This window comes from Dactylosporangium vinaceum, from assembly GCF_019904175.1.
GTDB classification, from domain to species: domain Bacteria; phylum Actinomycetota; class Actinomycetes; order Mycobacteriales; family Micromonosporaceae; genus Dactylosporangium; species Dactylosporangium vinaceum.
In genome coordinates, this window is record NZ_CP061913.1 from 11,348,903 (window position 1) to 11,373,257 (window position 24,355).

Sequence of the window (24,355 nt, forward strand, 5' to 3'; positions counted from 1 at the left end):
AGGCAAACAACTTCAGCCTGCCAGAACACGACGCCCCGCTCTGCTTTGACGCAGAGCGGGGCACCGGATGACGCAGCGTCAGCCGCGGTGGAAGTTTCAGGCGCAGAGCGTGTCGATGTCCTTGCCCGCCGCTTCCAGGTCGGTCGCGAGCTTGTTGATGTCGGCCGTGGAGTTGAGCTTGGCCAGGTAGTCCGGGGAGCCGAACATCTGGATCGCGGCCGCGCCCTTGTCGAGGGCGGCCTGCACCTTCGGGTCCGCGGCCTCGGCCTTGAGGTCGGTGATCTGCTTGGCGATGCCGTCGGCGAGCTCCTTGGCCTTCGCCGCGGCCGCGGTCTCGGCCGCCTTGTTGCCGCTCTGCCGGGCCTGGATCATGAGCCCGAGCTGCACGCCGATCGGCTTGAACGCGTCAGCGGTCACGATCGAGTCGAACTTGGTGCAGACCTGCTTCGTGTTCGCCTTGAGGTCGACCGTGGGGCTCGGCGAGGCGGTGGCGGTGGTCGCCGCGGTCGTGGGCGCGGCCGCGGTCTTGTCGTCGCTGCTGTCACCGCAGGCCGCGGACGTGCCGACCAGGGCCGCCAGGATGGCAACGGTCATCAGACGTCGCACTGTGGAGGTCTCCTCACATGAGTTGGCAGTGGGCGGACGGTGGATCGTAACCGACAGAATCCGCCCATACTGTCGTACATCCGCACCTACATTCGCTCGGGTGCCTCGATGCCCAGGAGATCGAGGCCGGTCGCCAGCACGCGGGCGGTCAGCCGGCACAGCGCGAGCCGGCCGGCGCGAACGGGCTCCGGCGCGCGCAGCACCTGACACTGCTCGAAGAACGCGGTGAAGGCCACCGCGACATCGTGCAGGTGCGCGGTGAGCCGATGGAGCTCGAGCGTCTCACCCGCCCGCGCGACCGCGCCGGGGAAGGCGAGCAGTTCCAGCGCGAGCGCGTGCTCGGCCGGGTGCGCGATGACGAACTCGCCGTCCGCGCCGTCGATCCCGCCCCGGCGGAAGATCGACGCGACGCGGACGTGGGCGTACTGCAGGTACGGCGCCGTGTCGCCGTTGGTCGCCAGCATCCGGTCGTAGTCGAACGTGTAGCCCTTGATCCGGTCGCTGGAGAGGTCGGCGTACTTCAGCGCCCCGATCCCGATGGTGGCGCCGCCGGCCCGCTCGACGGCCTCGGTGAGCAGCTCGGTGAGCTTCACCGCACCGCCGGTCCGGCTGCGCAGCATCTTGCCGTCGGCGCCGAGCACCGAGCCGAACGCGACGTGCTCGGCCCGCACCGGCGGGGCCAGCCAGCCGGCCGCGCGGGCGACCGCGAAGACCATCTCCAGGTGCTGGCGCTGGGGCGCACCGACGACGTACAGGAGGCGCGTCGCCTTGAGCTCGTCGATCCGGTACCGCAGCGCGGCGAGGTCGGTCGCGGCGTACCCGTATCCGCCGTCGCGCTTGCGGACGATCAGCGGCAGCGGCGCCCCGTCGCGGGTCGTGAAGCCCTCCGGGAACGCGCACAGGGCCCCGTCGCTCTCCCGCAGCAGCCCGAGCGCGAGCAGGTCGTCGACCACGCCGTCGAGTGCATCGTTGTAGCCGCTCTCCCCGGCGAAGTCACCGTCCTGCAGGCGGACTCCCAGCTGGTCGTAGAGGCCCTGGAAGTACGACTTCGAGGTTTGCACTATGGAGCGCCACAGCGCGATGGTCTGCGGGTCTCCGGTCTGCAGCAGCACCACCCGCCGGCGGGCGCGCTCCTGGAACGCGGGGTCGGCCTCGAACTTGCGGCGCGCGGCCGTGTACAGGGTGGCGAAGTCGAGCTCGCCGCCGTCGGCGAGGTGCTCGACGAGCATGCCGAAGTTGGTGCCCCAGTCGCCGAGGTGGTTCTGCCGGATGACGGTGTGTCCCAGGTACTCCAGCACCCGCACCGCAGCGTCCCCGATGACAGTCGAGCGCAGGTGTCCGACGTGCATCTCCTTGGCCGCGTTCGGCCCCGAGTAGTCGACGACGACCGTCTCGGGCTCCACAGTGGACACCCCGAGCCGGTCGTCGGCCGCGGCCGCGGCGAGCCACTCGGCAAGCGCCGCATCGCTGAGCGTGAGGTTGATGAACCCGGGCCCGACCACTGTCACGTCGGAGCAGAGATCGGCCAGGTCGACCGCCTCGACGACGGCGGCGGCGACGGCCCGGGCGCCCGGCTGCCCGAGCGCCCCATCGGCCTGGAAATCGGCGTGCCGGGATCGCCGCAGGACAGGGTCGAGAGTCGATCCGGTCACGGTCCCGAAGGCGGCCGCGAGTCTGTCCCGCAGCACTTCGCCGATGTCAGCCATGCCCCTGGACGGTACCGACCAGCTCCGGCCCGCGCTCCTGGATTTCCACGCCGGAGCGACCGGGCGCCCACAGGAACACGATCGCCGCGACCTCGCACACCAGCGACAGGGCCTGGAGCACGACGATCGGCACCGCGTAACCGGGCATCTGCGCGATGACGCCCGGCAGCGTGGCGTGCGCGACGATCTGGATACCGAGCACGACCGTGAGGATGCGCCGCGCCTTGGGCCGCCCGCCGCGCAGCTTGTAGGCCCGCAGCGGCAGCAGCACCGCCAGCACGAGGTGCGGCACGATGGCCCCCGCGCCGGCCGGACCGAGCGCCAGGAGCGTCACCCCAATGGCCAGGACGTGCAGCGCGGCGATGGCGAGGACGGCGACGAGGGTGCGGTTCACGTTCTTCTCGGTCATGCCGATGACGGTATGGAACCGCACCCTCCACCACGCCTGCCCGCCGTCACCACCGCGCCATGACGGATGTCATGCGCTCACCACTGCTGTGGGGCCGGGGTCTTCAGGGTGGCGTTGATGCGGTTGAAGAAGTTCGTGGTGGCGATCCACAGCACGACCGCGATCAGCTCCTCCTCGGTGAAGTGCTGCGCGGCGGCGTCCCAGATGGCATCCGGCACGGCGTCGCCGCGATCGGCCAGGCGGGTGGCGGCCTCGGTGAGGGCGAGGGCGGCGCGCTCGGCGTCGGTGTAGTACGGGGTCTCGCGCCACGCGGCGACCGAGAAGAGGCGCTCGTCGGACTCGCCGTGCTTGCGCATGCTGCGGGCGCCGGAGTCCACGCACGGGCTGCAGCCGTTGATCTGGCTGGCCCGCAGGTGGACGAGCTCCAGGACGGCCGGGGCCACGCCGGACCCGTGGGCCGCCTTGTACAGCAGGTTCACGGCCTTCGGGACGTCGGTCGCCAGGACACCGGGGTTTGTCAGTCGAGCCTGCATGATGCTGTCTCCGATCGTTTGTCACAACGGCGTCGTTTGCTTCGTCGCGCTGTTGACGCCCCAGGCCGGGGTGCTGTGACATATGTGGCGCAGGCCACAAAAGGAGCAACATGAGTGACGAGGCGCTGGCGCGGGAGTTCGAGGCGCAGCGGCCCCGGCTGAAGGCCGTGGCGCACCGCATGCTCGGCTCGGCCGGCGAGGCGGACGACGCGGTCCAGGAGGCGTGGCTGCGGCTCACCCGCCAGCAGGACAGCAAGGACAACCTCGCCGCCTGGCTGACCACCGTCGTCGGGCGGATCTGCCTCGACATGCTGCGGGCCCGGGCCGGCCGGCGCGAGGACCCGCTGCCGATCACCGCGGAGCCGGTCGCGGCGGCCGACCCGGAGCAGGAGGCGCTGCTGGCCGACTCGGTCGGGCTGGCGCTGCTGGTGGTGCTGGAGACGTTGACGCCGAGCGAGCGGCTGGCGTTCGTGCTGCACGACCTGTTCGCGGTCTCGTTCGACGACATCGCCGTCGTGGTGGGCCGCAGCCCGGCCGCCGCCCGGCAGCTGGCCAGCCGGGCCCGCCGCCGGGTACAGATGCGGGAGCCGGTGGCCGGCGGCGAGCGGCCGGAAGCGGTCGTCGAGGCGTTCCTCGCCGCCTCCCGGGGCGGTGACCTGGGGGCTCTCCTGAAGCTGCTCGACCCCGACGTCGTCATGCGGGCCGACGAGACCGCGGCCCGCATGGGTGGCAGCGGCGAGACCCGCGGGGCCGAGGTCGTGGCCGCGTTCTTCAACGGGCGCGCGCGGGGAGCCCGGCCGGGCGGTGGACCGGTCGCCCTGGTCTTCGCGGGCCGGCGGGTCAAGCTGGCCCTGGTGTTCGCCATCACCGGCGGCCGCATCACCGCCATCGACGCGATCGCCGACCCTGCGGACCTGGCCGAACTCAGAAGCTCCTGAGCGCCGTGCGACCACCCGCCCGGCCATCGATCGTTTTCGAAGTGGAGGGGCAACCGCGCCGGCCGATCTCTGGAACACTCGCGCTCGCCCGATCATCGATCATGGGAGTGCTCATGCTGCTCCGCCGGATGGCGGTAGTCGCGATTGCGCTGGCCGTGGCGGTCCCCACGGGACCGGCCGCCTTCGCCGCGCCGCCCGCCGAAAGCAAAATCATCAATCAGAACCCGCCGAAGCCCGACCGCTCACCGGGCAGTCACGAGCCCAGCTTCGACCCGCACGCGGTGTTGGTGCAGTTCAAGCCGGGCGCGTCCGCGGCGGCCACGGACCGCGCGGTGAAAAGTCGCAATGCGCAGATGGCGGGAGCCGTCGCCGGGACCCGCTTCGTCCGGGTGACCGGTCAGGCTGCGGCCCCGGACCTGCTGCACGCGCTCAGCCAGGACCCGGCGGTCGCGGCCGTGTCGCTCGACTACAAGCGCCGGGCCAGCCGGTTGCCCAACGACCCCCTGTACATCAGCAACCAGGCGGCCTACCTGCACGAGATCGAGCTGGACTACGCCTGGAACCGGTCGATCGGCTCGACCGACCAGGTCATCGCCGTGATCGACTCCGGCGTCGACGGCACCCACCCGGACCTCGCCGGACGCGTCCTGGCCGGCTACAACGCCATCACCAACACCGGCACGGCCGTCGGCGCCAACAGCGACGACAACGGCCACGGCACGATGGTGTCCGGCGTCGCCGCCGCCAACACCGACAACGGCATCGGCATCGCCGGCGTGGCCTGGAACGCCCGGGTCATGCCGGTCAAGGTGCTCGACTCGGCCGGCACCGGCAACGACTCGGACATCGCCGAGGGCATCACCTGGGCGGCCGACCACGGCGCGAAGATCATCAACCTGTCCCTGGGCGGCCCCGGCGACAGCGCCGTTCTGCACGACGCCGTCACCTACGCCACCAACAAGGGTGCGATCCTGGTCGTGGCGGCCGGCAACACCGGGGACGACACCGTGCAGTACCCGGCGGCTTACCCGGAGGTGCTGGCGGTCGCCGCGACCGACAGCTCCGCGCGGATCTCCGACTTCAGCACCCGGGGCGACTGGGTCGACGTGGCCGCGCCGGGCTTCCGCATCGTCTCCACCGGCCCGAACCACAACTACTACTTCGCCAGCGGCACGTCGTTCGCGGCGCCGATGGTCTCCGGCGTCGCCGCGCTCATGCGGGCCAACAACCCGGCGCTGACCCCGGCCCAGGTGATGGCGACCATCAGGGCGAAGGCCCAGGAGGCCGGTCCGCGCGGCCTCGACCCGTATTACGGCACCGGCGTCCTGGACGCCTCCGCCTCCGTCGGTGGTGTCATCCACGGGGGCTCGTTCCCGGTGTTCCCGCTCGGCGCCAACGAGCCGAACGACGTCCCGGCCCGGGCCACGGCGTTCACCAACTCCGTCACCGGCACGATCGCCGTCGAGGGTGACGTCGACTGGTACCGGTTCGACAACGCCACCGCGCGCTCGGTGGCCGTGCGGGTGACGCCGCCCGCGTACGACTCCGCCTGGTCGCGAAACCTCGACCCGGTGGTGGAGGTCTACGACCAGGACCTGCGGCTGGTCGGCGCGGCCGACGACGGGGCGGCCGGCGATCCGGAGAACGTCAACCTGAGCCTCGGCGTAGGCGCCTACTACGTCGCCGTGCGCAACTACAACGGTTCGGCGGACGACTTCCGGACCTACACACTGGCGGTCGTAGCGGCGACCGCATCGGCAGCGACGCCCGGGGCGCCGGTGGCGGTCAGGTCCACCGGGATCGCCGACTTCGCCACCGGGGTCGCCCTGGACGCGAAGCCGACAGTGACGTTCGGGCGGACGGTGGACCCGGCGACGGTGAAGCTGCTCCACGGCGTCACCGGCCAGGTGGTACCGACGACGACGGCCTTCGACGCCGGCACGAACACGGCGACGCTGACGCCGGCCGCGGCGCTGCAGGACAACACGCCATACCGGCTGGTGGTCGAGGGGCTGTTCACGTCGACGTTCAAGACCGTCGACATCGCCCCGGCGCCGGTCACCAACCTGCAGGCGGACAGCGCCACGGGAGTGGTCTCGTGGACCGCGCCGGCGATCACCGACCTGAAACGGGTGATCGTGCGGTCGATGGCCGGTCCGACCGGCGGGACCTCGCTCTACGCGGGCACCGGGACCAGCTTCACCCCGGCGAACCTCAAGCCGGGGACCGCGTACACCCTGCAGGCGTTCACCGAGGACAACTCCGGCAAGATCACCGCCGGGCCGTCGGTGTCGTTGACGGTAAACGCGTACAAGTTGAAGGTCGACTTCGACGGCGACGGCAACACCGACGTCGCCGGGATCGACGCCAACAGCGACATCAAGCTGTATGCGGGTGACGGCACGGGCAAGCTTGACGGCTTCGACGATTACATGTGGCCGCCCGGCGGTCTCTGGGGCGGGTTCAAGCACATTGTCGCGGCCGATTTCGACGGCGACGGCAAAGTGGACATCGCCGGGATCGACGCGAACAACGACATCAAGCTCTACACCGGCGACGGCGCCGGCAAGCTCGTCGGCAACGGCAGCTACATGTGGCCGACAGGTGGCCTGTGGGGCGGGTTCAAGAAGATCGTCGCCGGCGACTTCAACGGTGACGGGAAGGTCGACATCGCCGGGATCGACGCCAACAGCGACCTGAAGCTCTACACCGGTGACGGCACCGGCAAGCTCACGGGCACCGGCTCGGCGATGTGGCCGCTCGGCGGGCTGTGGGGTGGCTTCAAGCACATCGAGGCGGCCGACTTCAACAACGACGGCAAGACCGACATCGCCGGCATCGACGCCAACAACGACATCAAGGTGTACTTCGGGGACGGCGCCGCGAAGCTCACCGGTGTCGAGATGGCGATGTGGCCGCTCGGCGGCCTGTGGGCCGGCTTCAAGCACATCGTGGCCGGCGACTTCAACAACGATGGCAACGCCGACATCGCCGGGATCGATGCGAACAACGACATCAAGTACTACACCGGCGACGGGTCCGGGAAGCTGGTCGGCAACGGCTTCGGAATGTGGCCGACCGGCGGGCTCTGGGTCGGGTTCAAGCACCTGACCTGACGCCGCGACCAGCCCTTGGCAATTCCTGGTTTTCGAACAGCAAACGCAAAGCGGGCCCGTGCCGGATGGCACGGGCCCGCCTGTTCGTCGGGTGGGATCAGGTGAGCTGTTTGAAACCCACCCAGAGGCCGCCCTGCGGCCACATCGGGAAACCATTGCCGACGAGTTTGCCGGTGCCGTCGCCGGTGTAGTACTTGATGTCGTTGTTGGCGTCGATGCCGGCGATGTCGGCTTTGCCGTCGTTGTTGAAGTCGCCGGCGACGATCCACTTGAACCCGGCCCACAGGCCGCCGGTCGGCCACATCGCGGCGCCGTTGCCGACGAGTTTGCCGGTGCCGTCGCCGGTGTAGTACTTGATGTCGTTGTTGGCGTCGATGCCGGTGACGTCGGTCTTGCCGTCGGTGTTGAAGTCGGCCGCCTCGATGTGCTTGAAGCTGTTCCACAGCCCGCCGGTCGGCCACATGTAGGAGCCGTTCCCGACGAGCTTGCCCGTGCCGTCGCCGGTGTAGAGCTTCAGGTCACTGAACGCGTCGATGCCGGCGATGTCGACTTTGCCGTCACCGTTGAAGTCCCCGGCGACGATCTTCTTGAATCCGCCCCACAGCCCACCGGTCGGCCACATGTACGAGCCGTTGCCGACGAGTTTCCCGGCGCCGTCGCCGGTGTAGAGCTTGATGTCGTTGTTCGCGTCGATCCCCGCGATGTCGACCTTCCCGTCGCCGTTGAAGTCCGCGGCCACGATGTGCTTGAACCCGTTCCACAACCCACCGGCCGGCCACATATAGCCGTCGTTGCCGACCAGCTTGCCGGTGCCGTCACCCTTGTACAGCTTGATGTCGCTGTTCGCGTCGATCCCGGCCACGTCGGTGTTGCCGTCACCGTTGAAGTCGACCTTCAACTTGTACGCGTTCACGGTCAACGACACCGACGGACCCGCGGTCACCTTCCCCGAGCGGTCCCGCGTGAACGCCCGCACCGTGTAGGCCGTGCCCGGCTTCAGGTTCGCCGCCGTGAAACTCGTCCCGGCCCCCGCGTACAGCCCGAACCCGTCCGTCACCGAACTCGGCGCGGTCGTGCCCGCCGCGGCCCGGACAACCACCTGGTCCAGGTCCGTGACGGCCGGAGCCGTCCAGGAGACGACCGCCGTGGCGCCGTCGGCCTGCAGACCGGTCACCGCCGCCGGAGCGTTGTCCACCGTCCGGAACGTCGTTGAGAACCCGCCCGCGGCCACCACGCGGTACGGCGTGTTGTCCTGCAGCGCCGCACTCGGCGAGATCGTCACCGTCTTCGTGCCGGCGTCATAGGTCGTCGCGGCCGGCACTGTGGCTCCCGTGACGCCGTTGACCAGGTGGGCCGACGACGTGTCGGCGGCCCGGGCGAACGTCACAGTCGGCTTCGCGTCGAGGGCGACCCCGGTCGTGAAGTCGGCGATGCTCGTCGACTTCACCCACGCCTGCTCCCCGCCCGGCGTCACACCGCCCGCGCCGCGGACCACGAGGAGCCCGTAGTAGTTGTCGGCTACCACCGCGTCGGTCCGGCCGTCACCGTTCACGTCGCCAAGCGTCAGGCCCTGCGCGTCGTACATGGCCCCTGAGGTCGGAAGACTCACGGGGACCGGCGCGTCGAGCGTGCCGTCCGACTTCTGCGGGCTGACGCTCAGCGCGTTCCAGCCCAGGTGCACGGCGACGACGTCATTGCGCCCGTCGCCGGTCATGTCGGCCGCCTCGACCGCCGAGGGGATGTCCAGGATCGGGTAGATCACGGGGGTGTCGAGCCCGCCCGTGGCGTTCTGCTTGAACACGTTGAGCCGGGAGACGGGGCGGTTGCCGCCGAGCGTGGCCACGATGTCGGCCTTGTTGTCGCCGGTCACGTCCGCGACCTCGATGCCGCTGATCGCCCACGAGTCGTGCAGCGTGTCGTGGTTGGTGCGGGTCCAGCCGGTGGCGTTGTGGTGGTAGACGTTCACCTGATAGCCGGTGTAACCGACGACATCGAGCCGGCCGTCGCCGTCGACGTCGCCGACCTCGACCTCCGGGCTGGTGGTGTCCGTCGACACGGCCGACGACGTGAAGGTGCCGGCCGGCCCCTGGGTGAGCAGCGCGATGCTGGCGCCGCCATTGGCGACCAGGTCGGTGTCGCCGTCGCCGTCCATGTCGACCGCGACGATCTCCGACGAGCTGGTGCCGGCCAGGACGCCCTGGTCAGCGAGCGTGCCGTTCGCCGACTGGGTGAAGATCTGGATGCCCGCGTACGTGGCCAGCGCCACGTCCTTGCGGCCGTCGCCGTTCGCGTCGAGCACGGCGATCGAGCCGCCGCCGCCGGTCGCCAGCTGCGTCGGGTACTTGACGGGCGCGGCGAGCGTGCCGTCCGCGTTCTGCGCGTAGACCCACAGCTTGTAGTTGGTGGTGGCGTCGCCGTTGTCGAGCGTCGACACCAGCACGTCGTTGCGGCCGTCGCCCGTCACGTCGCCGATCGCCACGGCCTGCGCCCGGGCCCCCGTCGTGTAGGTCTGCGCCGGCTGGAACTGCTGTGCGGCCGGGCCGTCGGTGAGCGCCAGCGTGTAGGGCCGCGTGTCGGCGGCGCCGTTGTAGCTGCGCACGGCGATGTAGTAGCTGCCGGCGCCCATGACGAAGTCGAGCTTCTCGGCGACTGTCGGGTCCGCGCTGTCGGCCGTGCCGACGAGCTTCAGGTCCTTGTCGTAGACGGCCAGGACCGGGTCGAAGTTCTGCCCGAGGTCGGGGTTGAAGGCCGGCGGCGTCACCTTCACGGTGACCGAGCGCACGCCGGTGGAGTCGAAGCGGTACCAGTCCACGTCGCCCTCGACGCCGATGATGCCGGTGGTCGAGCCCGTGAACGCGGTGGCCCGGGCCGGGACGTCGTTCGGCTCGTTCGGACCCGCCGACGGCTGGGTGAACTCGGTCGTCCAGGCGCCGCCGGTCGCGGCGTAGGCGTCGAGGACGCCGGCGCCGTAGTACGGGTCCAGGCCGCGCGGGCCGGCGTCGCGGGCGGTGCCCTTGATTGTCGCGATCAGCTGGGCCGGGGTCAGCGCCGGGTTGTTGGTGCGCATGAGCGCCGCGACGCCGGACACGATCGGAGCCGCGAACGACGTGCCGTCGCCGATGAAGTACTCGTTCGCCCCCTGCGGCACCCCGGTGGAGACGATGCCGAAGCCGGGGGCGGCCACGTCGACCCAGTCGCCGTAGGTGCTGAAGTCGGTGACCTTCCCGGCGCCGTCGGTCGCGGCGACCGCCAGGACCTCGGGGTAGGCCGCCGGGTACTGCACCGTGCTGTTGCCGTCGTTACCGGCCGCGACGACGAGGAGCGCGCCCTTGTTCGTGGCGTAGGTGACGGCGTCGTGGAGGACCTGGGCGTCGCCGGGGCCGCCGAGGGAGAGGTTGATGACCTTGGCGCCGTGGTCGGCGGCCCAGATGATGCCCTCGGCGATGTCCGAGTCGTAGCCGTTGCCGTTGTTGTCGAGCACCTTGACCGGCAGGACGCGGGCGTTCCAGGCCGCGCCCGCGACCCCGACGCCGTTGTTCGTGCCGGCGGCGGCGATGCCGGCCACCATCGTGCCGTGGCCGTAGTCGTCGCTGTTGACCCCGGCCCCGATGTTCGCGTTCGTGATCGCGTTGTAGCCGGCCAGGACACGGCCGCTCAGGTCCGGGTGCTGCCCGTCGACACCGGAGTCGACAACGGCGATGACCTGGTCGGCCCCGCCCATCGAGCGGTCCCACGCCTGCGGCAGGCGCACCGTGTTGAGGTAGTTCTGCAGACCCTGGGTGTAGCCGGGGTCGTTCGGCGTCGTGCTGGCCGTGCGCTTGTAGTCGAGCGAAACGCTCGCGACGGCGGGGTCCTTGCGCAATTCGCGCAGCAGGTCGGGCGCCGCACCGGTGGTCTTCACCTTTGTGTAGCGGGTTCCCGTCACATTTCCGGACATTTGTGCATTGCGGCTTTTCACCGCCCGGTCCGTGCTGGCCGCGGAGGCATTCGGTTTGAATTGCACCAAAACGGCGTGCGGGTCATAAGCCGCATCTTTGGGGCCGCGCGAGCGGTCCAATTCGGGGAGGTGTTGAGGGGTGAGCGTGTGATCGGCGTTCGGTGCCGCGGAAACCGCCGAACCGGTCAGGTTCAGCGCCGCGGCACCGAGAACGCACGCCACAACCACCGCGCGACGGAGCAGCATGGAAACAGAAACCCCCATGATCAGATGATCGGGCGGGGGTATTCTGCCAGATAAATCAGCCCTGTTGCTGGGTGGGGCGGACCAGCATTTCATTGACTGCCACATGGCGGGGGCGCGTCACAATGTATGCGATTGTGTCCGCAATGTCCGGCGCCTGCAGCCGCTCGACGCCTTCAAAACGCTGCGTAATGGTTTCGTATACCTCGGGCCGATTGTGGCCGGCCAGCTCGGTCTCCACGGCGCCCGGCTCGACCAGGGAGATGCGCACGAAGCGGCCGGTGACCTCCTGGCGCAGCGCCTCGCTGAACGCGCCCACCGCGTGCTTCGTGGCGTTGTAGACGCCGCTGCCGCTGCGGGCCACGCGGCCCGCCACGGAGCTGACGTTCACCATGTCGGCCACCTGGCGCGGCCCCTCCGCCGCGGCCGTCAACAGGTGCGGCAGGGCGGCCTTTGCGCAGTACAGCAGGCCCATGATGTTGACCGAGACCATCGTCTCCCACTCCTCGACGGGCGCGTCGAGCGCCGGGCCGAGCAGCATCACCCCCGCGTTGTTGACGAGCGTGTCCAGGCGGCCCAGCTCGTCGACGGTGCGGCCGACGGCCGCCTCGGCCTGGGCCCGGTCGGTGACGTCGGCCTCGATGACGAGTGCGTGGCCGCCCGCGGCCCCGATGCGCTCGGCCAGGTCGGTCAGGCGGTCGGCCCGGCGGGCGGCGATGGCCACGGCGGCGCCGCGCTCGGCGAGTGCGAGCGCGGCCGCCTCGCCGATGCCGCTGGAGGCGCCGGTGACGAGCGCCACAGTTCCCTGCAAAGTCCCCATGCCCTCACGCTACCCACTCAGCGAGAGGTATCCGTCCTCAAGGTTCGGTTCCAGGGCGCGGGCCTGCGGGTCGGGTGGCCCCGGCGCCACGATGCGGTAGCGCATCCCGTCCTCGTCGGGCAGCGCCGACACCACTGTCCCCTCGGCCGGCGGGGGACCCGCGGTGGTGACGGACCAGACCCGGCCCTGCGCGCGCTGGGTGAGCTCGGCGACGGTACCGCGGAACCTGAGCCTTCCCTTGGCCAGCACGGCGACTTCCCGGCAGGTCTGCGCGATGTCGTCGACGATGTGCGTGCTGAGCAGGACGGTACGGCGGCCGGCGAACTGGGACAGCAGGTTGCGGAAGCGGATCCGCTCCTCGGGGTCGAGGCCGGCGGTCGGCTCGTCCACGATCAGCAGCTGCGGGTCGGCCAGCAGCGCCTGGGCGATGCCGACCCGCTGGCGCATGCCGCCGGAGAAGCCGCGCAGGCGCCGGTCGGCCTCGGCGGTCAGCGCGACCACCTCGAGGAGCTCGCCGACCCGCCGCCGCCGGACCGCCCGGTCGTCGAGGCCCTTGAGCAGGGCCACGTAGTCGAGGAACTGCCGGGCCGTCAGGTCCGGATACACGCCCAGGTCCTGCGGCAGGTAGCCGAGCTCGCGCTGCACGGCCGTCCGCCCTGCGCCGGTGGCCAGATCGTGGCCGCCGACGGTGACCCGGCCGGCCGTCGGGCGGGCGATCCCGGCCAGGATGCGCATGAGCGTGGTCTTGCCGGCGCCGTTCGCGCCCAGCAGCCCGAACATGCCGGTCGGCACCTCCAGGTCCAGCCCGTCGAGCGCGGCGACGCCACGCGAGTACCGCTTCACCAGGCCGGAAATTTCGATCTTCACGAAGACTCCATTCAGCGCAGCCGGCGGGCCCGCAGCGCCGCGCCCCCGTAGAGGGCGGCGACGGCCAGGGCCAGCAGCACGGCGATCGACAACAGTGCGGTGAGCGGCGTCGGCTCCGGCCGCAGGAAGTTCAGGGCGGCGCCGGGGACCGGGCCGGCAAGCGTCTGGTCGCCCTCGATGCCCCGGAAGCCGAGAAGCCCGGTGAACGCGTAGCCGCCGAGCGGGTGGACGAGCGTCCCGGCGAGCGTCGGCATCAGCTCCGGCCCGGCCAGATTGCCCCAGAGCCAGTAGCCGACGAAGAGGACGCGAAAGAGCGGAGCAGGCATTGTCACGGGTACCGCCAGTGCAAACCCGCCCACGAAGAGCAGCCCCGGCACCAGCACCGCGCCGCCGGCCGCCAAGGCCCAGAGGAGCGCTTCCGGCGCGCCGGTGTTCACGGCGTAGGCGGCGGAGAACCCGAAGTACACCAGAAAGATGGGAATCGCCGTCGCCGCGGCCGTGCCGAGGTACTTGCCGGCCAGGCGCACGCCGGGGCCGGTCGGCGTCGCGTCCAGGATCGGCGCCACCCGCAGCCGGTCGTCGCGGACCAGCCGGTCGGCCAGCAGGCACCCGAAGCCGATCGCCAGCAGCGCGTGGACCTGCAGCGCCAGGCCGAACACGGCGGTACGGGCCAGCGGCGGGCGCTCGCCGGGGTCGAACAGGTCACGCAGCAGGCTGCCGCCGATCAGGATGAACAGCAGGATGGACAGCGCCGGCACGATCCAGACCGAGCGCTTGCGGACCTGCATCCGAAACTCGTAGCGCAGGCACGCCCAGAACGTGGTCATTCGTCTTCCTCCCCGATCAGCCGCTCCGAGCGGCGCAGCACGGTGAAGGCCACGGCGGTGAGGACCGCGCCGGTGGCGAGCAGCGTGAGGCGGTTCGCTGTCCACTCGTCCGGCTTCGCGCCGCGGGTGGTCGCGAAGAGGTACAAGAGGCGCCCGGGCAGATGCTCTTGCGCGGGGCCGGCGAAGCACTGCTGGATCGTCCAGAGCGTGGTCACAAGCGCGCCGGCCGCCGCCGGGCTGCGCAGCAGCGCACCCGCCGCGAAGCCGAGCCCGCTCAGCCCGGCGGTCGGGGCGGCCCAGATCAGCTGGCCGACGAGCGGGCCGTGGCTGGCCGGCCAGCGGTCCCACCAGCCGGTCGCGATCAACACGGCCGCGCTCAGCAGCGCGATCGCCGCGGTCCAGCCGAGGGTGACGGCCATCCGCCGCAGGAGCGTGACACGGTACGGCGTCGGCGCGGTCAGCTGGATCTCCGTCGCCGGATCCCGGCCGACGAGCGACGCGCACGCGACCCCGGCGGCCAGCGGCACCGCCATCTCCAGGCCACCGAGCAGGATCCGGGCCGTCGTCGACTCGCCGGGCAGGGGGCTGGCCAGCGCGGCGGCGACGCCGAGGGCGACGGCGATCGGCGGGCCGAGCAGCGCCGCCCAGCCGGCCCGGCGGGCCTCGTACCGCCACAGGCTAAGTGGTCTCACATGGGGTTGGTTGCACGCCAGCCGTCGCGGGGTTCACCGCGCCCGGCAACGATCACGGCGACGACCGCGAGGCCCGCGCCGATCGCGAGCACCGCCGCGTTCGTCGACCAGGCGGCCACGATGTATCGCGCCGGCCGGCCGTCGGCCGCGAGCACCCCGCCGGCCATCACGCGCACGACCCACAGCCCGACGACCGCCCCGAGCGCCACGTCCGGCCCGAACCGCACGGCGAGCAGCAGGCTCAGCGAGGACAGCAGCACCATCGGCCCGAGCCAGGCCCCGACGAGCCCGTCGAGCGCGGCCGAGGCGCCGAGCGCGAGCACCAGGTTGTAGCCGAACACGAGCGCTATGCGCACGAGCAGCAGCCGCCTCCCGGACGTCGGCGTGGCCGCGACCAGCTCGGCCGCCGGGTCGAGCCGCGACCGGTAGGTGCCCGCGATGCCCGCGGCGGCCACGATCGGCGCGACGAGCGCGAGCACCATGTCGGCCCCGACGCCGTTGGCCCGCTGCAGCAGGACCGTCGCCACCCCGAGCGCCATCACCAGCGCCGAGGCCACCGGCACGGGGAACCGGATCAGCCGGGCCTCGGCCACGAGCAGCGCGGCGAGGTGCCGCAGCCGTCGGCGGCGGCCCCGCACCAGCGGCTCCGCGAGCGCGCTGCGGGTCAGCACGGCCCGCACCAGGTGCTGCGGGTCGGGCCCGGGCGCGGCCGGGGTGAGCGCGTCGGCGATGGCCCGCCAGGCGGCTCGGTCGTCGTTCACCTGGGCACCTCCTGGGCGTTGAGCGCGGCCGCGACGGCGGACCGGGCGTGGTACAGCCGGCTCTTGACCGTGCCGACGGGGATGCCGAGCACCTCGGCCACGTCGGCGAGCGGCAGCCCGGCCACGAACACCAGCGCGATCACGTCCCGATGGTGCGCGGGCAGCCGGTCGATGGCCGCGGCCACCGGCGTGCCCCCGGCCGCCGCGATCGCCAGCTCCTCCGGCCCGGCGCCGCCGTCGGGCCGCTCGGTCAGCTCGATCCCGGAGGGTGCGGGGGCACCTCGCCCGCGCAGCCGGTTGTGGGCCTGCCGCCGCGCGATCCCGAACAGCCAGGTCGACACCTTGGCCCGCCCCGCGAACGTCCCCGCCGACCGCCAGACCGCGAGCATCGTGTCCTGGAGGATCTCCTCGGCGACCATCCGGTCTCCGGCGAGCCGGTGCAAATAGCCGAAAAGCCCGCGTTCGTACCGCGAGTAGAGCCGCCCGAGCGCGCCGGCGTCCCCGGCCGCGATCAGCCGCACCAGGGATTCGTCGCCGCCGGCCTCCATGCCCGATGAGTAGCAGCCCACCCGGCCCGCGGTTCACTGCGCCACAGCGCGGACTCAGGATGTCTGGCACACTCTCCCTCGCCCGATCACTCGATCATGGGGGTAACTCTTTCCATGCTGCTCCGCCGCGCGGTGGCTGTGGCGTGCGTGCTGGGTGCCGCGGCGCTGAACCCGCTGGGTTCGCCCGCCTCGGCCGCACCGCCCGCCGACCACAAACTCACCCCTCAGCACCTTCCGAAGCCGGACCGCTCGCGCGACCCCAAGGCCCTCTCGTTCGACCCGCACTCCGTGCTCGTGCAGTTCAAGCCGGGCGCCTCGGCCGCTTCCACCGACCGGGCCGTCACGAGTCGCAACGCCAAGGTTGCCGGTGCCGTCGCCGGCACCCGGTTCACGCGTGTCACGACCGCCGGCGCGGCCACCGACCTCGCCCGCGAGCTGGGCAAGGACCCCTCGGTCGCCAGCGTGTCGCTCAACTACCGGCGCCAGGCCAGCACGACACCGAACGACCCCGGCTACACCTACGGCGACCAGAGCTACCTGAACACCGTCCGGATGCCGCTGGCCTGGGACCGCTCGACCGGCTCAGCCGACCAGATCATCGCCGTGGTCGACACCGGCGTCGACGGGCAGCACCCCGACCTCGCCGGGCGGGTGCTCGCCGGCTACAACGCCATCACCAGGACCGCCATCGCGGCCGGGGCGAACAGCGACGACTACGGCCACGGCTCGATGGTCGCCGGCATCGCCGCCGCCGACACCAACAACGGCATCGGCGTCGCCGGGGTCGACTGGAACGCCCGCATCCTGCCCGTCAAGGTGCTCGACCAGGACGGCAACGGCTACGACGCCGACATCGCGGCCGGCATCGTCTGGGCCGCCGACCACGGCGCCAAGGTCATCAACCTGTCCCTGGGCGGGCCCGGTGACACGCCGATCCTGCACGACGCCGTCACCTACGCCACCGGCAAGGGCTCGCTGCTCGTGGTCGCGGCGGGCAACTCGGCCGACAGCGAGCCGCAGTATCCGGCGGCCTACCCGGAGGTCCTCGCGGTCGCCGCGACCGACGCCAACGGGAAGCTCACCGACTTCAGCACCTACGGCGACTGGGTCGACGTGGCCGCCCCCGGCTTCGGCATCGTCTCGACGAGCGTGCCGCAGAACGGGTACGAGTACTTCATCGGCGACGGCACCTCGTTCGCGGCGCCGATCGTCTCCGGCGTGGCCGCGCTCATGCGCGCCAACAACCCGGCGCTGACCCCGGCCCAGCTCCTCGCGACCATCAAGGGCACCGCCCGCGACGCCGGCCCCCGGGGCTTCGACAAGTACTTCGGCAACGGTGTCCTCGACGCCTACGCCGCCCTCGGTGGCGGCTGGGCGCCGGAGTTCCCGCAGGCGTCGCTCGGCGCCGGCGAGCCCAACGACGTGCCGGCCCGGGCCACCGCGTTCACGGCGCCGGTCACGGGCACCATCGGCATCGAGGGCGACGTCGACTGGTACCGCTTCGACTCCACCGGCATCCGATCGGCGACGGTCACGGTGACCTCGCCGTCCTACGACTTCGACCGCGCGCAGAACATCGACGCGGTCCTGGCCGTGTACGACAAGGACCTGAAGCTTGTCGGCCAGGGCGACGACCCGGCCTCCGGCTCGGCCTCGGTAAGCCTCACGCTCGGCGCCGGCACCTACTACGTCGCCGTGCGCAACCGCGGCGGCGACGCCGACGACCGCCCCTACACGCTCGCCGTCACCGACGGGCCGGGCACCCCGCAGCAGTTCCAGCCGTGGCAGGCGACAGCGACCGGCTCGCGCCCCCAGGTCGTGACCGTCGGCGACGTGACGGGCGACGGCCGCAACGACGTGGTCCTGGCGACCGGCTACTACTTCGACCCGGACAACGACTACAAACTCTTCGTGTTCGCGCAGAACGTGGACGGCACGCTTGCCGCGCCGGTGAAGTACACGACGCAGCTGCAGTCGCCGCTCGACAGCCCCGCACTGGCGCTGCTCGACACGAACGGCGACGGCCGCAAGGACGTGGCCCTGACCAGCAACGCGGGCCTGCAGCTCTTCCGCCAGACCGCGGCCGGGGCGCTCACCGACGCCGGTCTCGTGGCCGGCACCGCCGGTGCGACGCGCGTCACGGCGGCCGACATCGACGCCGACGGCGACGCCGACCTGATCGTGGCCGACACCGCCGGCAGCCAGCTGCTCACCCAGGGCCCGGCGGGCACCTTCACGGCGTCGTCCGTGTCGGCGAACGGCAGTGCCGAGTATGAGGTCGGCGACGTCGACGGCGACGGCCGGACCGACATCGTGAGCTTCTCGAGCACGGCGGTGATCGTCTACCACAACACCGCCACCGGCTGGACGGAGACCGACCACGCCGCCGTCCACGGCACTTCGAACGTCGGCGGCGTCGAGGTCGCGGACCTGACGGGCGACGGCAAGGCCGACATCGCCGCGACGGTCACCGGCAACCTCCAGGACGCCAAGGTCAACGTCTTCAAGCAGAACGCGGCGGGCGGGCTCGACGCGCCTGTCACCTACGCCACGGTGGACCTCCCGCAGGCGGTCGAGGCGGCCGACATCACCGGCGACGGCCGGACCGACCTCGTCACCGCGCACCCGGGCTTCAACAAGGTGAGCGTCCTGCCCCAGACCACCGGCGGCCAGCTCGGCACCCCGATCACCGCGTTCGTCCCGTTCCAGGGCAGCGACACCCAGGCCCTGGCGCTCGGCGACGTCAACGGCGACAACCGGATCGACGCGGTCGTCGTGGACCCCAACTCCGGGCTCGAGGTGCTGCGCAGCGCCTTCGGGCCGACGCCGGGCGGCGAGGCGGCGTGGGTGAAGTCCACGAGCATCGCCGACTTCGCCACCGGGGTCGCCCTCGACGCGAAGCCGACGATCACGTTCGCCCGGACGGTGGACACGTCGACGGTGAAGCTGGTGCACGGGGTCACGGGTCAGGCCGTGCCGGCGACGGTTTCGTACGACGCCGGGACCGCGACGGCGACGATCACGCCGGCCGCCGCGCTCCAGGACAACACCGCCTACCGGGTCGTCGTCGGGAACGTGTTCTCCTCGACGTTCCGGACGGTCGACACGGCTCCGGCCGCGGTGACCGGCCTGCAGGCCGACGGCGCCACGGCGGTCGTCTCCTGGACGGCTCCGGCGATCACGGATCTGGACCAGGTAATCGTGCGGGCCGGGACGACGCTGCCGGACTCCGTGACGGCTGGGATCGGCCTGTATGCGGGGGCCGGGACCAGCTTCACCGCGGCGAACCTCAAGCCCGGCGTCGCGTACACCGTGCGGGCGTTCACGCGGGACCGGTCGGGGAAGATCACGGCGGGTCCGTCGGTGTCGTTGACGGTGAACGCGTACAAGTTGAAGGTCGACTTCAACGGTGACGGGAACACCGACGTGGCCGGGATCGACGCGAACAGCGACATCAAGTTGTACAAGGGTGACGGCACGGGCAAGCTCGTCGGCAACGACGGCTATATGTGGCCGGCCGGTGGGTTGTGGAACGGGTTCAAGCACATCGTGGCCGCGGACTTCAACGGCGACGGGAAGGTCGACATCGCGGGGATCGACGCGAACAACGACATCAAGCTCTACACCGGCGACGGCGCCGGGAAACTCGTCGGCAACGGCTCGTACATGTGGCCGACCGGTGGGCTGTGGGGCGGATTCAAGAAGATCGTCGCCGGGGACTTCAACGGTGACGGGAAGGTCGACATCGCGGGGATCGACGCGAACAGTGACCTGAAGCTGTACACGGGTGACGGGGCCGGGAAGCTGACCGGCACCGGGACGGCGATGTGGCCGCTCGGCGGGCTGTGGGGCGGGTTCAAGCACATCGAGGCGGCCGACTTCAACACCGACGGCAAGACCGACGTCACCGGCATCGACGCCAACAACGACATCAAGTACTACACCGGCGACGGCACCGGCAAACTCGTCGGCAACGGCGCCGCGATGTGGCCGACCGGCGGCCTGTGGGCCGGGTTCAAGTGGATCGTCGCCGGCGACTTCAACAACGACGGCAAAGCCGACATCGCCGGCATCGACGCCAACAACGACATCAAGTACTACACCGGCGACGGCACCGGCAAACTCGTCGGCAACGGCTTCGCCATGTGGCCGCAGGGCGGCCTCTGGGTCGGCTTCAAACAGCTGACCTGATCTCTTCCAGCAGCGTGCGGGCCCGTACCAGTCGGTGCGGGCCCGCGCCGTTGCCCGACCAGTCGATCATTGGGGTATCCATGCTGCTCCGCCGTACGGTCGCGGTGGCCTGCGTGCTGGGCGCCGCGGCGCTGAACCCGCTGGGCTCGCCCGCGTCCGCCGCGCCGCCCGCCGAACACAAGCTCGCGACCAAGGACTTTCCCGGGCCGGGCCGCGAGGACCTCGCCTACGACCCGCACGCGGTGCTGGTGCAGTTCAAGCCGGGCACGACCGCCGCGTCCTCGGACCGTGCGGTCAAGAGCCGCAATGCCCAGGTTTCGGGTACCGTCGCCGGCGCCCGTTTCGTGAAGGTGACCACGGCCGGGACCGCCACCGACCTGCTCCGGGACCTGAGCCGGGACCCGGCGGTGGCGAGTGCCTCGCTCGACTACCGGCGCCGGGCCAGCACGACACCGAACGATCCCGGCTACACCGAGGGCGCCCAGGACTACCTGAACACGGTCCGGCTGCCGCAGGCGTGGGACCGCACGACCGGCTCGGCCGACCAGATCATCGCCGTTGTCGACTCCGGCGTCGACGGGCAGCACCCCGACCTGACCGGCCGCGTCCTGGCCGGCTACAACGCCATCACCGGCACGACCATCGCGGCCGGGGCCAACAGCGACGACTACGGCCACGGCACCATGGTCGCCGGCATCGCCGCCGCACGCACCGACAACCTGGAGGGCGTCGCCGGTGTCGCCTGGAACTCCCGCATCCTGCCGGTCAAGGTGCTCAACGCGAGCGGCGAGGGCTACGACTCCTCCATCGCCGCCGGCATCGTCTGGGCGGCCGACCACGGCGCGAAGGTCGTCAACCTGTCGCTCGGGGGCCCCGGTGACTCCGCGGTCGTGCACGACGCCGTCATCTACGCCACCAACAAGGGCGCGCTCGTCGTGGCCTCGGCCGGCAACGACGGCGACGCCGGCAACGCGACGAACTATCCGGCGGCGTTCCCGGAGGTCCTGGCGGTCGCCGCGACCGACGGCGCCGGGAAGGTCACCGACTTCAGCACCTACGGCGACTGGGTCGACGTGGCCGCCCCCGGCTTCGACATCGTCTCCACCGGCCTGCCGGACGGCGACGTCGAGTACTACATCGGCGCCGGCACGTCATTCGCCGCCCCGATCGTGTCCGGCGTGGCCGCGCTCATGCGCAGCACCAACCCGGCCCTGACCCCGGCCCAGCTGATGGCCACCATCAAGGGCACCGCCCGCGACGCCGGCCCGCGCGGCCTGGACCCGTACTACGGCGCCGGCGTCCTCGACGCCTACGCCGCCGTGGGCGGCCCGTGGGCCCCGCAGTTCCCGCCGCCGAACCCGGGCACCGACGAGCCCAACGACGTCCCGGCCCGGGCCACCCCGTTCGCGGACTCGATCGCCGGCACGATCGGCGCCGAGGGCGACGTCGACTGGTACCGCTACGACTCCATCTCCCGGCGCAAGGCGTCGGTGCGGGTGACGCCGGCCGCGTTCGACGCGAGCCTCCCGCAGCACCTCGACCCGGTGCTGGAGGTGTACGACCAGGACCTCCGGCTGATCGGCACCGCCTTCAACCCCGACCCGGCCGTCGCCACACAGGTCGACTTCGAGATCGGCGCCGGCCCCTACTACCTGGCCGTGCGCAACCACAACGGCGCCGCGGACGCCCGGCCCTACACGCTCGCGGTCACGCTCGGAGCGGACGCCCAGTTCGGCCCGGCGCAGACGGTCTCGCCGGGCTCCCGGGCCCAGTCCGTGGCCATCGGCGACGTCACCGGCGACGGCCGCGACGACGTGATCCTGGCGACGAACGCCTGGTCGGGCTCGGCGAACAACTACAGGCTGTTCGTCTACCCGCAGAACACCGACGGCACGCTCGGCGCACCCGCGATGTATCCGACGCAGCTCGAGTACATCTCCACCGCCCCGATCGCGGTGCTCGACGCGAACGGCGACGGGCGCAAGGACGTGGCCCTGGGCACGGTGCCGGGCGTCGAGCTCTTCACCCAGACGGCGGCCGGCGCGCTGACGGACAGCGGCCTGGTGCCCGGCACCGGCGGCGTGCAGTTCCTCACGGCCGCCGACATGGACGGCGACGGCGACGGCGACCTCGTCGCATCCTTCGGCCTCGGCGTGCAGCTGCTCACCCAGGAGCCGGCCGGGACCTTCACCGCCTCCACCGTGACGCTCGACGCCGGCCTGACCGAGGACATCGCGGTCGGTGACGTCGACGGCGACGGCCGGCCGGATGTCGTCGGCTTCGGCCACACGGCGATAAACGTCTACCACCACACGGCGACCAGGTGGATCCGCACCGATCACAACGCGGTCCAGGCCGACCAGGAGCACATCGCGAGCGTGGCGGTCGCGGACGTGACCGGGGACGGCCGGGCCGACGTCATCGCCGGCGTCGGCGCGGCGGTCGAGGTGTTCGCCCAGACCGCCGCCGGTGGGCTCGCCGTGCCGGCGGTCCACCGCTCCGTGAGCGGCGCCGGCCGGGTCGAGGCGGCCGACTTCAACGGCGACGGCCGGGCCGACGTCATGGTCCGGGCCGGGGGCGGGTTCGGCGTGCTGCATCAGAGGGCCGACGGCTCGCTCGGTCCCATCGCCCTCACGTCCGGGGTGAACTCCGACGGATCGGGGCCCAACGACACGGCGGTGGGCGACGTCGACGGCGACAACCGCATCGACGTGGCGATCGCCGCGGGCACCTACGGGCTGGGCGTGATCCGCAGCGCCGCCCCCGGCCCGGCGGCAAGCGGGGAGCAGGCGTACGTCCGTTCGACAGGCGTCGCCGACTTCGCCACCGGCGTCGCCCTGGACGCCCGGCCGACGGTGACGTTCGCGCGGGCGGTCGACGCTTCAGCGGTGCGGCTGGTGCACGGGGTCACCGGGCAGCCCGTGGCGGCGACGGTGGCGTTCGACGCGCGCACCGGCACCGTGACGGTGACGCCGGCGGCCGCGCTGCAGGACAACACCGCATACCGGCTCGTCGTGGACGGCGCGGGCTTCTCGTCGACGTTCCGCACCGTCGACACCGACCCGGCAGCGGTCACGAACCTCCAGGCCAACGGCGCGAGCGCGGCGATCTCCTGGACGGCCCCCGCCATCACGGACCTGGACCAGGTGATCGTCCGGGCCGCGGCCGGCTCGGCGGCGCCGTCATCGGTGACCGCCGGGATCGGCCTGTACGCCGGTAGCGGGACGGGTTTCACGGCGGCGAACCTGACGCCGGGTACCGCGTACACCGTGCGGGCGTTCACGAAGGACCGCTCGGGCAAGGTGACGGCCGGGCCTTCGGTGTCGCTGACGGTCTCGGCGTACAAACTCCGGGTCGATTTCAACGGTGACGGGAACACCGACGTCGCCGGGATCGACGCCAACAGCGACATCAAGCTCTACAGGGGCGACGGCACCGGCAAGCTCGTCGGCAACGACGGCTACATGTGGCCGGCCGGCGGTCTGTGGAACGGGTTCCGGCATATCGTCGCGGCGGATTTCAACGGTGACGGCCGGGTGGACATCGCGGGAATTGACGCGAACAACGACATCAAGCTCTACACCGGCGACGGCACCGGCAAGCTCGTCGGGAACGGCTCCTACATGTGGCCGACCGGTGGGCTGTGGGGCGGGTTCAAGAAGATCTTCGCCGGAGACTTCAACAACGACGGCAAGGTCGACATCGCGGGCATCGACGCGAACAGTGACCTGAAGTACTACACCGGCGACGGCACCGGCAAGCTCGTCGGGAACGGGGCGCCGATGTGGGTGAGCGGCGGGCTGTGGGCCGGGTTCCGGCACATGGAGGCGGCCGACTTCAACAATGACGGCCGGACCGACATCGCCGGAATTGATGCGAACAACGACATCAAGGTGTACTTCGGCGACGGTGCCGGGCACCTCAACGGCATCGAGCAGCCGATGTGGCCGACCGGCGGGCTGTGGGCCGGGTTCCGGTACATCGTGGCCGGGGACTTCAACAACGACGGCAAGGCGGACATCGCCGGGATCGACGCCAACAGCGACATCAGGTACTACACCGGCGACGGCACCGGCAAACTCGTCGGCGCCGGCAATGCGATGTGGCCGACCGGCGGGCTCTGGGCCGGGTTCAAACAGCTCACCTGACGCCATAAAAGCC

15 protein-coding genes are annotated in these 24,355 nt (G+C 71.3%); 4 read left to right on the top strand and 11 right to left on the bottom strand.

All coding sequences use genetic code 11. The features are described 5' to 3' along the window. Positions 1 to 96: 96 nt before the first annotated feature. The 4 genes from Dvina_RS51135 to Dvina_RS51150 form a co-directional block, all read right to left on the bottom strand. Positions 97 to 594 carry a hypothetical protein gene (locus Dvina_RS51135; RefSeq protein WP_223099416.1) on the bottom strand — a complete coding sequence of 166 codons (498 nt, stop codon included), beginning with the start codon at positions 592 to 594 and terminating at the stop codon, positions 97 to 99. Between the two features lie 98 nt (positions 595 to 692). After that, complete coding sequence (argS, locus tag Dvina_RS51140) at positions 693 to 2,312, bottom strand: arginine--tRNA ligase (protein ID WP_223099417.1); 1,620 nt, start codon at positions 2,310 to 2,312, stop codon at positions 693 to 695. After that, positions 2,305 to 2,721: a hypothetical protein gene (locus Dvina_RS51145; protein WP_223099418.1), complete on the bottom strand. Its 417-nt coding sequence runs from the start codon at positions 2,719 to 2,721 to the stop codon at positions 2,305 to 2,307. The genes argS and Dvina_RS51145 overlap by 8 nt, the downstream gene beginning before the upstream one ends. Before the next feature lie 77 nt (positions 2,722 to 2,798). Continuing rightward, positions 2,799 to 3,254: a carboxymuconolactone decarboxylase family protein gene (locus tag Dvina_RS51150; protein ID WP_223099419.1), complete on the bottom strand. Its 456-nt coding sequence runs from the start codon at positions 3,252 to 3,254 to the stop codon at positions 2,799 to 2,801. Between the two features lie 110 nt (positions 3,255 to 3,364). Between Dvina_RS51150 and Dvina_RS51155 the strand changes: the two genes are divergently transcribed. Further along, complete coding sequence (locus Dvina_RS51155; RefSeq protein ID WP_223099420.1) at positions 3,365 to 4,192, top strand: sigma-70 family RNA polymerase sigma factor; 828 nt, start codon at positions 3,365 to 3,367, stop codon at positions 4,190 to 4,192. Between the two features lie 101 nt (positions 4,193 to 4,293). Then, positions 4,294 to 7,308, top strand: coding sequence for a S8 family serine peptidase (locus tag Dvina_RS51160; RefSeq protein WP_223099421.1), 3,015 nt, complete (start codon positions 4,294 to 4,296; stop codon positions 7,306 to 7,308). A gap of 97 nt (positions 7,309 to 7,405) precedes the next feature. Here Dvina_RS51160 and Dvina_RS51165 read toward each other — a convergent pair whose 3' ends face one another. The 7 genes from Dvina_RS51165 to Dvina_RS51195 all read right to left on the bottom strand — a co-directional run bounded on the left by Dvina_RS51165 (position 7,406) and on the right by Dvina_RS51195 (position 16,003). Further along, positions 7,406 to 11,233 (bottom strand): FG-GAP-like repeat-containing protein, encoded by a 3,828-nt coding sequence (locus tag Dvina_RS51165; RefSeq protein ID WP_223099422.1) that lies wholly within the window; start codon positions 11,231 to 11,233, stop codon positions 7,406 to 7,408. 313 nt (positions 11,234 to 11,546) lie between these two features. Then, entirely contained in the window at positions 11,547 to 12,308 is a 762-nt protein-coding gene (locus tag Dvina_RS51170; protein ID WP_223099424.1) for an SDR family NAD(P)-dependent oxidoreductase, read from the bottom strand. A 9-nt stretch (positions 12,309 to 12,317) separates the two neighbouring features. Next, positions 12,318 to 13,175, bottom strand: a complete 858-nt coding sequence (locus Dvina_RS51175) for an ATP-binding cassette domain-containing protein (protein WP_246655861.1) — start codon at positions 13,173 to 13,175, stop codon at positions 12,318 to 12,320. 11 nt (positions 13,176 to 13,186) lie between these two features. Beyond that, the gene (locus Dvina_RS51180; protein WP_223099426.1) at positions 13,187 to 14,002 is read right to left on the bottom strand and encodes a hypothetical protein; all 816 of its coding nucleotides are present in this window, start codon (positions 14,000 to 14,002) and stop codon (positions 13,187 to 13,189) included. Further along, positions 13,999 to 14,694, bottom strand: coding sequence for a hypothetical protein (locus tag Dvina_RS51185; RefSeq protein WP_223099428.1), 696 nt, complete (start codon positions 14,692 to 14,694; stop codon positions 13,999 to 14,001). Before Dvina_RS51185 ends, Dvina_RS51180 begins: the two co-directional genes overlap by 4 nt. Continuing rightward, positions 14,691 to 15,455 (bottom strand): hypothetical protein, encoded by a 765-nt coding sequence (locus Dvina_RS51190; RefSeq protein ID WP_223099430.1) that lies wholly within the window; start codon positions 15,453 to 15,455, stop codon positions 14,691 to 14,693. The genes Dvina_RS51185 and Dvina_RS51190 overlap by 4 nt, the downstream gene beginning before the upstream one ends. Beyond that, entirely contained in the window at positions 15,452 to 16,003 is a 552-nt protein-coding gene (locus Dvina_RS51195; RefSeq protein WP_223099432.1) for an RNA polymerase sigma factor, read from the bottom strand. Before Dvina_RS51195 ends, Dvina_RS51190 begins: the two co-directional genes overlap by 4 nt. A 96-nt stretch (positions 16,004 to 16,099) precedes the next feature. Here Dvina_RS51195 and Dvina_RS51200 point away from each other — a divergent pair, with 96 nt between their 5' ends. Together Dvina_RS51200 and Dvina_RS51205 are read left to right on the top strand one after the other, a co-directional pair. Next, positions 16,100 to 20,194, top strand: coding sequence for a S8 family serine peptidase (locus Dvina_RS51200; RefSeq protein ID WP_223099434.1), 4,095 nt, complete (start codon positions 16,100 to 16,102; stop codon positions 20,192 to 20,194). Between the two features lie 80 nt (positions 20,195 to 20,274). Further along, on the top strand, positions 20,275 to 24,342 hold the full coding sequence (locus tag Dvina_RS51205) for an FG-GAP-like repeat-containing protein (protein ID WP_223099436.1): 4,068 nt from the start codon (positions 20,275 to 20,277) through the stop codon (positions 24,340 to 24,342). Positions 24,343 to 24,355: the final 13 nt, after the last annotated feature.